Source organism: Paraburkholderia azotifigens (genome assembly GCF_007995085.1).
GTDB lineage: Bacteria > Pseudomonadota > Gammaproteobacteria > Burkholderiales > Burkholderiaceae > Paraburkholderia > Paraburkholderia azotifigens.
Map to the genome: position 1 here is coordinate 2,521,572 of NZ_VOQS01000001.1, position 13,832 is coordinate 2,535,403.

The window sequence follows — 13,832 nt, forward strand, 5'->3', positions numbered from 1 at the left end:
GCTTTAGACCCCGCCCGTCACGCGTATCACTTCTTCGAGCGACGTCATGCCCGACGCGAGCCACCGTTCGCCATCCTCGCGCAACGTGCGCATGCCTTGACGGCGGCCGGCCTCGGCGATCTCTGCATCGGCGGCATTGCGGTGGATCAGTGCGCGAATCGATTCGTCGACGTTGAGCAGCTCGTACACGCCGCGCCGGCCCGCATAACCCGAATGCCCGCACTTGTCGCAACCGACGGGATGCCACACCTTGCGGCCGCCTTCTTCTTCGCGCTCTTCCTTGCACACGGGACACAGCCGTCGCACGAGACGCTGCGCGAGCACGCCAAGCAGCGACGACGCGAGCAGATACGGTTCGACGCCCATGTCGGTGAGACGCGTGACGGCCGACGCAGCGTCGTTGGTGTGCAGCGTAGCGAGCACGAGGTGGCCCGTCAGCGATGCCTGCACGGCAATCTGCGCCGTCTCCAGATCGCGGATTTCACCGATCATGATGATGTCGGGATCCTGACGCAGGATGGAACGCAGCGCGCGCGCAAACGTCATGCCGATCCGCTCGTTGACCTGCGTCTGGCCGATGCCGGACAGATCGTATTCGATCGGGTCTTCGACGGTCATGATGTTGGTCGTTGCCGTCTCGAGCCGCGACATCGAAGCATACAGCGTCGTCGTCTTGCCCGAACCCGTCGGGCCCGTGACGAGCACGATGCCGTGAGGACGCGAGATCAGCTTGTCGAATTGCCCGAGGGTGTCGGACGCCATGCCGAGCGCTTCGAGATTCAAACGCTGCGCGTCTTTTTCCAGCAGACGCAGCACGGCGCGTTCGCCATGACCCGTCGGCAGCGTGGACACCCGGACGTCGACGGGCCTGCCGCCGACACGCAACGTGATACGGCCGTCCTGCGGCAGACGCTTCTCGGCAATGTCGAGCTGCGCCATGATCTTGATCCGCGAAATCAGCGCGCCGTGCAGCGCCTTCTTCGGACGCACGACATCGCGCAGCGTCCCGTCGACGCGAAAGCGCACCACTGATGCGTTCTCGAACGGCTCAATGTGAATATCCGACGCCTGTTCGCGCGCAGCCTGGGTAAGCAGTGCGTTGATCATACGGATGATCGGCGCGTCGTCTTCGGATTCCAGCAGGTCTTCCACTTCGGGAATGTCCTGCATCAGACGCGACAGATCGACTTCGCCTTCCACTTCGCCGACCACCTGCGCCGCGCTGCCGTCCTGGCGCGCGTAGGCATGGTTGATCGCCTGCGCGAGTTCGTCCGCCGCCATCCGCACGACGGAAATCGCGCCGAAATTGCGCGCGACTTCGGCAAGCGCGGCCTGGCTCGTGCGCTCGCTGATCCACACTTCGATCGAATCGGCGTGCTGATGCGCGACCAGAATCTGTCCGCTCTTCGCGAAGCCGTACGGCACGAGGCGCGCGGCGAGCGCGGAGGGCGCTTCGCGTCCCGCGACGGTTTCGGGCGGGCCATCCCGTCCGGGTTGAGCGGGTGTTTCCGGCGCTTCGCGCGCGCCTTCCGGCGAGGCCGTCGCGTGCGGACCGGAAAGCGGCGTGGTGCTCACGGCTGAACTCCTGGCGATGCTGTACTGCCGCGCGGCGCAGCACTTGGCGTGCCTGTCGGCGTTCCGTAGGTGGCTCCGTTCGTGCCTGCGGGTGCGTACGCGGGCGCGTTTGCGGGAGCCGGTTGCGGCACGCCCAGCACCTGTTCGCGCCTCATTTTGTCGAGATCGAACAGATTCAGCGTCGATCCGCCCTCGTTCGGGCCGACCGGCATCGGCGGCACTACGGGGTCGTCCTTGTCCTTGATCAGGTTGTTGTCGGACTTGTATGCGCCCGACACGCCCTGGATGTAGTCGTAGCGGTTTGCCGTCACGGCTTGCGCCGTCGCGCGGTCGGCGATGATCACCGGGCGCAGGAAAACCAGCAGATTCGTTTTCGCGCGGATCTTGTTTTCCGAGCGGAACAGCTGGCCGATCCACGGGATGTCGCCGAGCAGCGGCACCTTGCTGTTGGTGACCTGGTAATTGTCCTGCATCAGGCCGCCCAGCACGATGATCTCGCCGTTGTCGGCGAGCACGGTCGACTGGATCGAGCGCTTCGTGAATTCGGGGCCGGCGGGATTGGTCGTCACGTTGGTCGTGCCCGCCACGATCGCCGAATCTTCCGTGTAGAGCTGCAGCTTCAGGATGCCGCCGTCGGTGATCTGCGGCTTGATGTGCAGTGTCAGACCCACGTCGATGCGATCGAAGGTGTTGAACGCCGTGGTCGCCGTGCTGCTGGTCAGGTTCGAATACGAGCCCGTCTGGATCGGCACGTTCGTACCGACGACGATCTTCGCTTCCTGATTGTCGAGCGTGATGAGATTAGGCGTGGACAGCACGTTGGCGTCGGCCGTCTGCGACAGCGCCTGCAGCAATGCGCCGAGCCCCTGCACACCGAACAGGTTGTGCACCCAGCCTACGTTCAGGCCCTGCTGCAGATTCGACGCTGCCAACCCGGTCGCCAGGCCGCCCGTGGCTGCGTTGGCTGCCGCTGCCGCCGTCAGGTTGATGATGCTGTTGCCGCCGCCCGTGGCAAGGTTGGTGCCCGCGAGCACATTGCCGCTGCCGATCTGCCACTGGATACCCAGGTTGGCGTTCGTGTTCGAGTTCAGCTCGACGATCAGCGCTTCGATGTAGACCTGCGGGCGGCGTATGTCGAGCTGGTCGATCACGGCGCGCAGGTTGCGATAGACGGGATCGGACGCGGTGATGATCAGCGAGTTCGTCGCCGCGTCCGCCTGGATCATGCCGCCAGGCTGATTGTCTTCGTTGGTGCTGCCTTCCTTCTCGCCGAGAAAGTCGGAGTTGCTGCTGTTGCCCTGGCCGCCATAGCCACCGCCACCGCCACCGGCGCCGAGCGGATTGCTGCCCAGCCCGCCCGACGACGTGCCGCCCATCGAGCCCGACGGCAGAGGCGGCGAGCCCGACGTACCCGTCGAAGAGGGCGAGTTGTTCTGGTTGAACGAGTTCGCGGCATTGTTGCCGCCCGAAGACGAGCCCGTTTCACCGCCGCCACCCTTGCCGAGCATGCCGCGCAGCGTCTTCGCGAGACGCACGGCGTCGGCATTGCGCAACGACACGACGTGCATGTTGCCCGGCTGCGCGGTTGCGGCATCCAGCTGCTTCGCGAGCGACTTCGCCGCCGCGAGACGCCCGGCATTCGACGCGCGCAGCAGCAGCGAGTTGGTGCGCGGATCGGCCTGGACCGAAACCTTCAGCGTCGCATCCGTGTTGCCGATCGTGCCGGGGTCGAGCATCTTCGCCATTTGCGTCGCGACGTCGATCGCGTTCGCGTTCTTCAGCGGCACGACCTGCACCTGCTGGCCAGCCGCCGTATCGACGCCCTGAATGATCTGCGCGATGCGGCGCACGTTATCCGCGTAGTCGGTGACGACGATCGTATTGTTCGACGGATAGGCGGCGACAGTATTGTTTGGCGAGATCAGCGGACGCAGCACGGGCAGCAAATTGTTCGCCGATTCGTTTCTCAGCTGGAACACCTGCGTGATGACCTGATCGCCGCGCGCCGCAGGGGCGTTGCCGACATACGTCGGCACGCCTTGCAGCTTTGCGTCGGCTTCGGGCACGACTTTCAGCACGCCATGATCCTGCACGAGCGAGAAGCCCTGCATCCGCAGCGCGGACTGCAGCGTCTTCAGCGCCTGATCCTCCGGTACCGGGTTCTCGGAAACCAGATTCAACTGTCCTTTCACGCGCGGGTCGACGATGATCGTCTTCCCCGTCGCCGCGCCAATAGCGCGCGCCACCTGATCGATGTCAGCGTTGACGAAATTGAGCGTCACCTGTGCGTGCGCGATCTGCGAGGTGATCGTTCCAGCGACCAGCAACGCCATCGCGACGCGACGCAATGCCATACGATTTCTTCTCATGGATATGATTTCGAAGCCGACGTTGTGATCCGCCGACGGTCATGCACAGTGGACGACCGGCCGACACCCAGCCATCCTCGGTTGAACAAAGGCTCCCATGGCAGCCAGTGCCAAGGATATGCCTTGCCTCCCTGTAACCGAAAACAACGAACAGTAACAGCTTTTCGTGTCGGAAATCTCACAAAACGGCTTGGTATCGTGAGATTCCTCTAGCGTTTGCGCTGTGGAGACCATCCGATTGCGCAAGTTGTTACGCTGTTGAAAGTTTTGCGCTTTCGTCCGGTAACTATTTGGCCGCTACCTTTGGCCGCAAGTTACTGGCTTATGTCGGTTGGCCAACTTTGAGGCGCCTTGTACTGCCGGTATGATACGGTCGGATCGACAGTTCGCGTAACCCTAAAAAAGCGGGTTTTCCCGAGTGCGGCCCCACTGGATAAGGGTTTCGAGTCGTCTTTACCGTACCGTTAATTAGGAATCGAACATAGTTCGTCATCTTGACCGATGAAGCTGACCGCCGTCACTGCCGCCGTAGGATTTGCCGCGCTTTTGAGCGCGGGATCCGCGCGCGCCGACTGCTTCGATGAAGCGGCCAGCTACCAGAAAGTCAATCCGCTGATTCTTCGCGCCATTGCCTGGCAGGAATCGCACAACCGTCCCGCTGCTGTCCACAAAAACGCCAACGGTTCGACCGACTACGGCGTCATGCAGATCAATTCCGTTCATCTGCCCGTGCTCGCGCAATACGGCATTTCGCAGGGCACGCTGATGGAGCCGTGCAAGAACGTGTACATCGCCGCATGGCATCTTCGGCAGAAGATGAACAAGTACGGCAACACGTGGGCGGCCGTCGGTGCATACCATTCGGAAACGCCCACGCTGCGCGACGAATACGCGCGGCAGATCGTGGCGATTCTCCGCAAGTGGAACCTGATGCCTGCCCGATAGTTGCGCAGCGTCGTCCAGATGCGCCGTCGCTTCATTCCAGTTGATGCACAATGCGGCTTCGTGCTGCTGCCTTCTCGCGTCCATTCGAGCGTTGGACAGGCGCATGCGTCATTCACCTTCAAGCTTTCCCTACCGCGATGAATCAGCCGCTTTTGCCCGTCACCGTGATCTCCGGTTTTGTGGGCGCCGGCAAGACCGCGCTCGTCGAACAGATCCTGTCGAACCGCACCGGCCCGCGCGTCGCAGCGATCGTCACCGATCTCGCCGCCGTGCGCCTCGACATCGACAACGCGGCGCCCGCGGCCTCTCCCGCGCTGCGCGTCGATTTGCCGAATGGTTGTGCCTGCGTCCAGGCCGATGAGGATCTGCTGGAACAGTTGGCCAGCGTCGCGGCGGAACAGCGCTTCGACGCCATCGTCATCGAAACGGCCGCGATCGACGAGCCGATCGACATCGTCGAATCGATTCTCGAAGACGAGTCGCTGGCAGCGCTGGTGCGTGTCGACACGGCCGTTACCGTAATCGATGCAGCCGCTTTTCTGCGCGACTATGCATCGACGGAAGCATTGTCCGAGCGCGGCATTGCCGCTTACGAAGACGACGATCGCACGATCGTCGAAGTGCTGATCGAGCAGGTCGAGTTCAGCGATGTGTTCGTGATCAACAAGGCCGACCTCGTTTCCGCCGACGATCTCGCGCATCTGCAACGCGTGCTCGCCGCGCTCAATCCGCGTGCCGCGCAGATCGTGAGCAGCTATGGCAATGCCCCCGTCGAAGAAGTGCTCGGCACGGCGCGCTTCGATTATGACGTGACATCGAACGCGGCCGGCTGGCTTGCATTGCTGCACGATCCGTCGAGCCACACGGACGAAAGCGGTGGGCGAGGGGTCGGGCATGTCGTGTATCGCGCGCGGCGGCCGTTCCATCCCGAGCGTCTTTGGGCGCTGTTGCATGAAGAGTGGAAGGGCGTGTTGCGCGGCAAAGGTTTCTTCTGGCTCGCGACGCGCAATGAGATCGGCGGCTCGCTGTCGCAAGCGGGCGGTGCCTGCAGGCCCGCGCCCGCCGGCACCTGGTGGGCCGCGCAGGATCGCAGCGAATGGCCCGAAGGCGACGACGAACTGCTTGAAGAGATCGCCGCGGACTGGTATGGCGATGCCGACGACTTCACGATCGGCGACCGTCGCCAGGAACTCGTGCTGATCGGTGTCGATATCGACCCGGCGCAATGGCGCGCGAAGTTCGATGCCTGTCTTCTGACCGATGACGAATACGCGTTGGGCGCGGAAGGCTGGCTCGCGTTAGCCGATCCGTTCCCCGCATGGGATCTCGAAGACGACGATCACGATCATGGCCACGATCATCATCATGACGATCACGATGGCGATAGCCATCACCATCATCACCATCACTAAGCGTATTGAATGCCTGTGCCGACGCCCGTCATGGAAAACGCAGACGAAAAAAAACCCGCCAATGGCGGGCGTCAACAACTCGAGCAGCTGATGCTTAGCGCTTGTTGACTGCGTCCTTGAACGCCTTGCCAGCTGTGAACTTGACGGTCTTTGCGGCCGGAATCTTGATGGTTTCGCCCGTCTTCGGGTTGCGGCCCGTACGTGCTGCCCGCTTGCCCGAACCGAAGCTGCCGAAGCCGATCAACTGGACTGCATCACCCTTCGCCACAGCCTTCTTGATGACTTCAAGCAGCGTGTCCAGCGTTTCGCCGGTTTGAGCCTTGCTGGCGCCCGTCTGACCTGCGACGGCGTCGATCAGTTCCTGTTTGTTCATTAAGGTTCCTTTCTGGTTTAGGTTGACACGAACAGCGCGAACGCGCCGATTATACGTGCGCGCGCCGCGCCGTCGAGCAGCGACGGCTCGGGAATACCCCGACTCCCGCGGCGCGCCAGGCACCGCGCAGAGCACCGTGCTGCCGCGTCCCTCGCGGCGCTTGCTATGATAGCGCAGCGCAAACCCAATCTGGATAAGGGTTTCGAAGAATTACACGCTGCAACGCCTGATACAGCATGGAAAACAGCATTTTTGCCATGTCGGGCATCGAATAGATGCTATCCGCGTCGTCCAAAGCCCCGCCAGCGTTGGTTTTTGCCAACGTTCGGCACCTGTCGAAGGGGCTCTGAACCCCCGTCAGGACAGGCTGTGAGGGGTGTCGACATGTGACCGGCGCGGCGAATCGATGCGTTCAGCGAGTGCTTCGCCTTCGCCCGATCCTCTTCCTCGCATAGCATTTCATCGCGCATGACCGACCCGCTCGTTCCCGCCGTCCTTGCGTTTCGCGACAACGGCACGCCTTATTCGCCGCGCCACGACGACATCTATCACAGCGCCGTCGGCGCGCTCGCCCAGGCCGAATACGTCTTCCTGAAAGGCAATGATCTGCCGTCCCGCTGGCAGAAGCGGCGCCTCTTCAGCGTGCTGGAGACGGGCTTCGGCATGGGCATCAGCTTTCTCGTGACGTGGGCGGCATGGCGCGCGGACCCGGATCGTTGCGAGCGTCTGCACTTCGTGTCGACGGAGAAACACCCTTTTTCACGCGACGATCTTCTGGCCGCCAGCGGGGCGGCCGTTGCGGACGCATCGATCGCGCCGCTCGCGCAACAGCTCGCCGATGCATGGCCGACGCTCGTGCCCGGCACGCACCGGCTCGAGTTCGAAGAAGGCCGCGTGATCCTCACGCTGGTATTCGGCGACGCGGTTCAGACGCTGCCCACACTCTGGCTGCGCGCCGACGCGTTCTATCTCGACGGCTTCTCGCCCGCGAAGAATCCCGAACTGTGGACGCCCGCGATCTTCAAGTCGCTCGCACGGCTTGCCGGCGACGACGCCACGTTCGCCACTTACACGAGTTCGGGCGATGTGAAACGCAGCTTGCTGCAAGCCGGATTCGAATACAAAAAGGTGGATGGCTTCGGATGGAAACGCGCGATGCTCGTCGGACGCTTTGCGCCGCGTTACCGCGTGCGGCGTCACGAGCCGCCACGTCCGCTTGCTGTCGACGAACGGCATGCCGTCGTCATCGGTACGGGTCTCGCAGGCTGTGCGGCCATCGAGCGGCTGACAGCACGCGGCTGGCGGGTCACGTCACTCGAACGACATGCGGGCGTCGCCCGTGATGCGTCGGGCAATCCGGCGGGCGTGTTCCATCCGATGATGTCGCGCGACGACAGTGTCGGTTCGCGCATCACGCGCGCGGGCTTTCTGTATGCGTTAAGGCAATGGTCGGCTCTCGAGCGCCGCGGGTTTCGTCCTGTGCGCGGTCCGGAAGGTCTGCTGCAAATTGCCGCCGATGAAGGAGAAGCGTCGGCAATGGCGCAGACGTTCGCTTCGTTCGGCTGGCCACAGGAGTACGTAGCACCCGTTTCCCGCGACGATGCCCAGCGCATTGCCAACACGCGCGTCGCGCGCGGCGGCTGGTTGTTTCCGCATGGCGGCTGGATCGATCCCGCGTCGTTGTGCGCCGCGCAGTGCGAGGCGGCGGGAGGCTTGCTCGAACGGCGCTTCAATGTCGCTGTGGCGCGCGTCGAACGCTTCGAGAAGCTATGGATTGTGTTCGACGAAAAGGGCGTGGCCATTGCGAGCGCGCCCATCGTCATCTTCGCGAACGCGCATGAAGCGGCACGCGTCGCGGGCTTGCGCTATGCGGCGACAAGCAGCGTGCGCGGTCAATTGACGCTCTTGCCCGCCGACGCGACCAACGCGCCTCGCGTGCCCGTGATCGGCGAAGGCTACGCCGTACCGCTGCACGATGGCTCCACGCTGACGGGCGCAACCTACGACATCGACGATCCCGACATCCGCTTGCGCGACGATGCGCACATCGAAAACATCGAGCGCGTCGCGCAGATGCTGCCCGACATGCGCGATGCGATCGGCGCTTCGTCGTTCGCGGGACGCGTCGCGTTTCGCTGCGTGACGATCGACCGTCTGCCGATGATCGGCGCGTTCGCCGACGAACCTGCCGCGATCCAGGACGCCGGTAAATTGCGCGGCGCGTGGCCGCTGGATCTGCCGCGCGCGGACGGTTTGTATGGTGCGTTCGCGTTCGGATCGCGCGGACTCGTGTGGGCGTCGCTCGGCGCGGAACTGATCGCCTCGCAAATCGAAGGTGAGCCCTGGCCCATTGAACGCGATCTTGCCGAAGCACTCGATCCCGCACGTTTTCTGCTGCGCGCGCTACGCCAGGGCTGCGCGACCTGACCCAACGCCTGTGGAAAAGTTATCCACGAGGCGCTGTGGATAACCGGGGAAATTGCGCGCGAAACTCGTGTGGAATCGATGTGGACGTAAACGGGGTAACTCGGCAGACGTGTGCGCAAGCCCGAAAGTTATCCGACGAACACAAACCGGCGCGCACATCAAACGCGTCCGGTTATGCGTTCGGCAAGACGCTGATTCATTTCGGTAAACCTTGGTTATCCACAGAAACGCAGCGCCTTTGTTAACTTCTACTACGTATACATACAGGTAAACCTATTGTTGAGAAGCCCGTGGTCAGCCGGCGCGAGCAACGTCACCGTCTTTCGATCGTCGATGTACAGAAGCGCACGTCCCGGGCGAACCGTTCGGCTCATACTCGGCTGATAACCGGAACGCCCGGGCTCAGCGACACTCAAACGCAAGCACCCCGCCGTCTAGTGTCGGCAAGCCGGACCCGTCCATACAGCAGCGCCAGCAGCGAGCCGTTTTCCGCGAAACAGGCGCTATTTCCGGTCGCTTTTTCCTGTTGTCATCGAGTTAGCGTACGTTTTACCGCTTTGAGCGCTTGTTCGACGCTTTTCCGTCAAGTGCAAAGAAGCTATGGCACAATCGCCGTTCTTCCGCGTCGTGTTTTGCCCCCGCAACCGACGCGCCAATGGAACGGTTGCCGGACCCCAAGAATCTGATTCAAAAGTCGACGGCGCTCTTTTCACTCACGTCGTGCCGCCCGTAGTCATGCGGCATCGGTGTAGTCGTTTCAGTTTTTCATCCGATCGTTGACAACTCGCAACGCCGGCGAACGCGAACCGATCGCGGCAATGGATGCGGCCCACGGCTTGCGTGTTGCCCGCGTCTGCCCGTTCGCGTTGCCTGCCGTTGCTGCAAAGGAGAAGCCACCACGATGAAGTCGGCGTTTTCATTTTTTCCAGGCTGGCCGCTCACGCCCGATGCGATTTTCTGGGCAGGCCTCGCGCTGCTCGCCGCGGGTCTCGTCGGCGAGCTGTGCTATCGCGCGTGGCATTTGCCGCGCATTTCCGGCTACGCGGTGATCGGCCTGATCGCCGGTGCAGCGGGATCGGGCGTAATCGACGCGGATTCGGCCGCGACTGCGCGGCCGCTGCTCGATGTCGCACTCGGCCTGCTGCTGTTCGAACTCGGAAGCCGGCTGGATTTGCGCTGGATTCGCCGCAATACATGGCTGATCGTGTCGAGCGTCGCGGAGTCGACGCTCACCTTCGTTCTCGTGCTGCTGGTGCTGCTGTTTCTGAACGTATCGACGGTGACGGCGCTCGTGCTTGCATCGATCGCCATGGCCACGTCGCCCGCGATGGTGATCCAGCTGAAGACGGAATTGCGCGCGGAAGGGCAGGTTACGCAGCGCCTGATGACGCTGACGGCGCTCAACAGCATGTACGCGGTGATCATCGAAAAACTCGCGTCAGGCTGGCTGCATCAGGAGGCCTACGGCAACCTGCTCGCGACGATCGTCCAGCCGCTCTATCTGCTGATCGGTTCGCTGATCCTCGCGTATCTGCTCGCGCGCACCATCACGTTCTTTTACAAGCGTGTGAATCTTCAGGACGAACACTCGTTTGTCGCGCTGTTCGGCCTCGTGCTGCTGGCCATCGCGCTGGCCCACCTCTTCAAGCTGTCCACCATTCTCAGCCTGCTCGCGGCGGGGATCATCGTGAAGAATCTGGAAGCCCGTCCGCAACTGTGGCCGCAACATTTCGGCACGGCCGGCTGGCTGCTCACGGTCATTCTGTTCGTGCTCACGCTGACGACCTTCGAATGGCGCGACATCGCGATAGGCGGCGTTGCCGCGTTAGGGCTGATCGTCGCGCGGCTGATCTCGAAGCTGGTCGGCGTGCTGGCGTTCGCCAGGCCGAGCGGACTGAACATGAAGCAGGGCGTCGCGCTCGGTTTGTCGCTGTCGCCGATGTCGGCGCTTGCGTATCTGCTCGTCGACGACACGTACCAGCTCTATCCGAATTTCGACCCGACGCTGCGCGCCGTCACGATGTGTTCGATCGTCGTGTTGCAGCTCGTCGGACCGTGGCTCGTGTACCGCTCGCTTGCGTTCGTGGGCGAACGCCGCGAGTGACGCAAGGGTGTCGATACGGTTCGGCACGACAGCGCACCACAGGTTTTCATGCAGCTCGCGCGTCTAGCTGCAGCATTCGCCAGTCACTCCGGCCGGGCGCCATCAGCAACGGGCGCGCCCGCGCCGACATGAATCAGGAAACGCCATGTCACTCGAAGCCTTCGTCGATTCGAAACCGTTCACCTTCGGTGTCGAACTCGAGATGCAGATCGTCAATACCCATGACTATGATCTGACCAAAGCAGGAACCGACCTGCTCCGGCTCATCAAGGACGAAAAGATCCCGGGCAATATCACGCCGGAAATCACGGAAAGCATGATCGAGCTGTCGACGGGCATCTGCACGACGCACGAGCAGGCCGTCGCCGATCTGCGCAGGATCCGCGACGTGCTCGTCGCGGCAGCCGACCGGCTGAACGTCGGGCTGTGCGGCGGCGGCACGCACGCTTTCCAGCAATGGAGCGAGCGGCAGATCGTCGACACGCCGCGCTTTCAATACCTTTCGGAACTCTACGGATACCTTGCGAAACAGTTCACGGTGTTCGGCCAGCACGTGCACATCGGCTGTCCGGATGCCGACAGCGCGTTATTCCTGCTGCATTCGATGTCGCGCTTCATTCCGCACTTCATCGCGCTGTCGGCGTCGTCGCCGTTCGTGCAGGGCGTCGATACCGGCTTTCACTCGGCACGCCTGAATTCCGTGTTCGCTTTCCCGCTGTCGGGCCGCGCGCCGTTCGTCCTGACGTGGGACAGCTTCGAAGAGTACTTTTCGAAGATGGTGCATACGGGCGTCGTCAACAGCATGAAGGACTTCTACTGGGACATCCGGCCGAAGCCTGGTTTCGGCACGATCGAAGTGCGCGTGATGGATACGCCGCTTTCCGTCGATCGCGCGGCCGCGATTGCGTGCTACATCCAGACGCTCGCGCGACATCTGCTGCTCGACAAACCTTTGACGCCCAAGGAAGACGACTATCTCGTCTACACGTTCAACCGCTTCGAGGCATGCCGCTTCGGTCTTGCCGGCACTTGCATCGATCCGCAAACGGGCGAGCGCCGCACGATTTCCGAAGACATCATTCAAACGCTCGAGCGCATTGCGCCGCATGCGGATGCGCTGGGCTCGGGCAAGGCGCTCGAAGAGATCGGCGCGATTGCGCGCGGTCAGGTGAACGATGCGACGTGGCTGCGCAACGTGGTCGAACAGGAGAAATCGCTGCACGAGGCGGTTCGGCAGCAATGCTTGCAGTGGCGCGCATGACGAGGGCAACGCCCGTCGATGTCTTTTGCTCCCGCAAGCAGATGCCTTGCGAATGAGCGAACTTCGAAGAAACCCGCTTTTGCGGGTTTTTTTATTTTGTCGAATTCCCGTAACGCGTCCCTAAGCTTTTCTCAAAGTTTACGTATAGGAAGGTCTGAACAACCCGTTTTCTGCCTGGGATCTCTAACTGGCACGCGCGGAGTGGAATTCGCGTCCCCATTCACGCTGTGTTGAACCGATGCCGGTCGCATCTTGCGCATGGACGCTGCGCCTTTGGGGGCGTCTTCGCCCTTCATTTCGCTTTACCGAGCACCCCGCGAGCCAACCAGAGATTGATCAGCGCGAACTGCGTTTCGATCTGCGCCGTGTTCTTCGCCATGCCTCGATACCGCGCCTTCAGATAGCCGAACTGACATTTGAGCACCCGAAACGGGTGCTCAACCTTCGCCCGCACGCCCGCCTTGAGCCGCTCGACTTTCTCGTAGATTCTGTCGAGCCGCTTGCTTTTGTCCAGCTTTCTTCGCTTGCTCGGCCTCATCGCCACGTGCCACTGGACCGCCCCCGTTTCGCCTCGCTTCTCGATGCCCACGTAGCCCGCATCGGCAAACGCAACCTCCTCGTCGCCGTGCAACAGTTCATGCGCCACCGTGATGTCGTGAACATTTGCCGGCGTGCACTTGACGGTATGCACCAGCCCCGACTCCACATCGACTCCGATGTGCGCCTTCATACCGAAGTACCAGCTGCCGCCCTTTTGCGTCTGGCTCATCTCCGGGTCTCGCGTGCCAGCCTTCTTCGTCGAACTGGGTGCCGAAATCAGCGTTGCGTCGACCGCCGAGCCCGCCTTGAGCATCAGGCCCTTCGCCTGCAGGATCTCGTTGACCGTCGCCAGCATTCTGGCCGACAGCTCATGGGCCTCAAGCAGGTGCCGGAATCGCAGGATCGTGCTCTCGTCAGGCAGCCGCGTCATGCCCGTGCCCAGCAGCGCGAACTCCCGGTACAGCGGGATGTCGTGCAGCGCCTCCTCCATCGCCGGGTCCGAGAGGCTGAACCATTGTTGCATGAAGTGAATGCGAAGCATCGTCTGGATCGGAAAAGGCGGGCGGCCAGTCTTGCCTTTCGGATAGTGCGGTTCGATGAGCGCAATCAGCTTCTGCCACGGCACCACGCGCGTCATCTCATCGAGAAACTCGCGCTTGCGGGTGCGCTTCGTCGACAGATCCAGACCAAGACCAAGTTGTGTCATCACGCCACTCCATGAAGTCTCCTGATCCCAGGATAGTCCAAGCTCACGTCAATGCCAGGACTTTTGCAGAGATTCCTATACAAACGTAGTAGTTAACAAGCATTGCGTTTGCCTGTGGAC

General features: G+C 62.3%; 9 protein-coding genes. 5 read left to right on the plus strand and 4 right to left on the minus strand.

Annotated features, from left to right (window positions below):
* Nucleotides 1-3: 3 nt before the first annotated feature.
* The gene (gene gspE / locus FRZ40_RS11210; protein ID WP_028363959.1) at nucleotides 4-1,575 is read right to left on the minus strand and encodes a type II secretion system ATPase GspE; all 1,572 of its coding nucleotides are present in this window, start codon (nucleotides 1,573-1,575) and stop codon (nucleotides 4-6) included.
* The gene (gspD, locus tag FRZ40_RS11215; RefSeq protein WP_147234146.1) at nucleotides 1,572-3,929 is read right to left on the minus strand and encodes a type II secretion system secretin GspD; all 2,358 of its coding nucleotides are present in this window, start codon (nucleotides 3,927-3,929) and stop codon (nucleotides 1,572-1,574) included. Before gspD ends, gspE begins: the two co-directional genes overlap by 4 nt.
* Nucleotides 3,930-4,445: 516 nt before the next feature.
* Between gspD and FRZ40_RS11220 the strand changes: the two genes are divergently transcribed.
* Both FRZ40_RS11220 and FRZ40_RS11225 read left to right on the plus strand, forming a co-directional pair.
* Nucleotides 4,446-4,889, plus strand: a complete 444-nt coding sequence (locus FRZ40_RS11220; RefSeq protein ID WP_028363961.1) for a lytic transglycosylase domain-containing protein — start codon at nucleotides 4,446-4,448, stop codon at nucleotides 4,887-4,889.
* Between the two features lie 137 nt (nucleotides 4,890-5,026).
* The gene (locus FRZ40_RS11225) at nucleotides 5,027-6,301 is read left to right on the plus strand and encodes a GTP-binding protein (protein WP_147234147.1); all 1,275 of its coding nucleotides are present in this window, start codon (nucleotides 5,027-5,029) and stop codon (nucleotides 6,299-6,301) included.
* A 94-nt stretch (nucleotides 6,302-6,395) separates the two neighbouring features.
* On the opposite strand, the gene FRZ40_RS11230 is transcribed toward FRZ40_RS11225, so the two are convergent.
* Nucleotides 6,396-6,674, minus strand: coding sequence for an HU family DNA-binding protein (locus tag FRZ40_RS11230; RefSeq protein WP_007581741.1), 279 nt, complete (start codon nucleotides 6,672-6,674; stop codon nucleotides 6,396-6,398).
* Nucleotides 6,675-7,142: 468 nt separating this feature from the next.
* Here FRZ40_RS11230 and mnmC point away from each other — a divergent pair, with 468 nt between their 5' ends.
* The 3 genes from mnmC to FRZ40_RS11250 all read left to right on the plus strand — a co-directional run bounded on the left by mnmC (nucleotide 7,143) and on the right by FRZ40_RS11250 (nucleotide 12,466).
* The gene (gene mnmC, locus FRZ40_RS11235) at nucleotides 7,143-9,101 is read left to right on the plus strand and encodes a bifunctional tRNA (5-methylaminomethyl-2-thiouridine)(34)-methyltransferase MnmC2/FAD-dependent 5-carboxymethylaminomethyl-2-thiouridine(34) oxidoreductase MnmC1 (RefSeq protein ID WP_147234148.1); all 1,959 of its coding nucleotides are present in this window, start codon (nucleotides 7,143-7,145) and stop codon (nucleotides 9,099-9,101) included.
* Nucleotides 9,102-10,002: 901 nt separating this feature from the next.
* Complete coding sequence (locus FRZ40_RS11245) at nucleotides 10,003-11,205, plus strand: cation:proton antiporter (protein ID WP_028363964.1); 1,203 nt, start codon at nucleotides 10,003-10,005, stop codon at nucleotides 11,203-11,205.
* A 145-nt stretch (nucleotides 11,206-11,350) separates the two neighbouring features.
* Nucleotides 11,351-12,466, plus strand: a complete 1,116-nt coding sequence (locus FRZ40_RS11250; protein ID WP_028363965.1) for a YbdK family carboxylate-amine ligase — start codon at nucleotides 11,351-11,353, stop codon at nucleotides 12,464-12,466.
* 292 nt (nucleotides 12,467-12,758) lie between these two features.
* On the opposite strand, the gene FRZ40_RS11255 is transcribed toward FRZ40_RS11250, so the two are convergent.
* Nucleotides 12,759-13,712, minus strand: coding sequence for an IS5 family transposase (locus FRZ40_RS11255; protein ID WP_147233004.1), 954 nt, complete (start codon nucleotides 13,710-13,712; stop codon nucleotides 12,759-12,761).
* Nucleotides 13,713-13,832 lie beyond the last annotated feature (120 nt).

Bases quoted from the DNA above. Each gene is read 5' to 3' on its own strand.
- FRZ40_RS11225 (WP_147234147.1), top strand. From the start codon at position 5,027: ATGAATCAGCCGCTTTTGCCCGTCACCGTGATCTCCGGTTTTGTGGGC.
- mnmC (WP_147234148.1), top strand. From the start codon at position 7,143: ATGACCGACCCGCTCGTTCCCGCCGTCCTTGCGTTTCGCGACAACGGC.
- FRZ40_RS11230 (WP_007581741.1), bottom strand. From the start codon at position 6,674: ATGAACAAACAGGAACTGATCGACGCCGTCGCAGGTCAGACGGGCGCC.
- FRZ40_RS11220 (WP_028363961.1), top strand. From the start codon at position 4,446: ATGAAGCTGACCGCCGTCACTGCCGCCGTAGGATTTGCCGCGCTTTTG.
- FRZ40_RS11250 (WP_028363965.1), top strand. From the start codon at position 11,351: ATGTCACTCGAAGCCTTCGTCGATTCGAAACCGTTCACCTTCGGTGTC.
- FRZ40_RS11255 (WP_147233004.1), bottom strand. From the start codon at position 13,712: ATGACACAACTTGGTCTTGGTCTGGATCTGTCGACGAAGCGCACCCGC.
- FRZ40_RS11245 (WP_028363964.1), top strand. From the start codon at position 10,003: ATGAAGTCGGCGTTTTCATTTTTTCCAGGCTGGCCGCTCACGCCCGAT.
- gspD (WP_147234146.1), bottom strand. From the start codon at position 3,929: ATGGCATTGCGTCGCGTCGCGATGGCGTTGCTGGTCGCTGGAACGATC.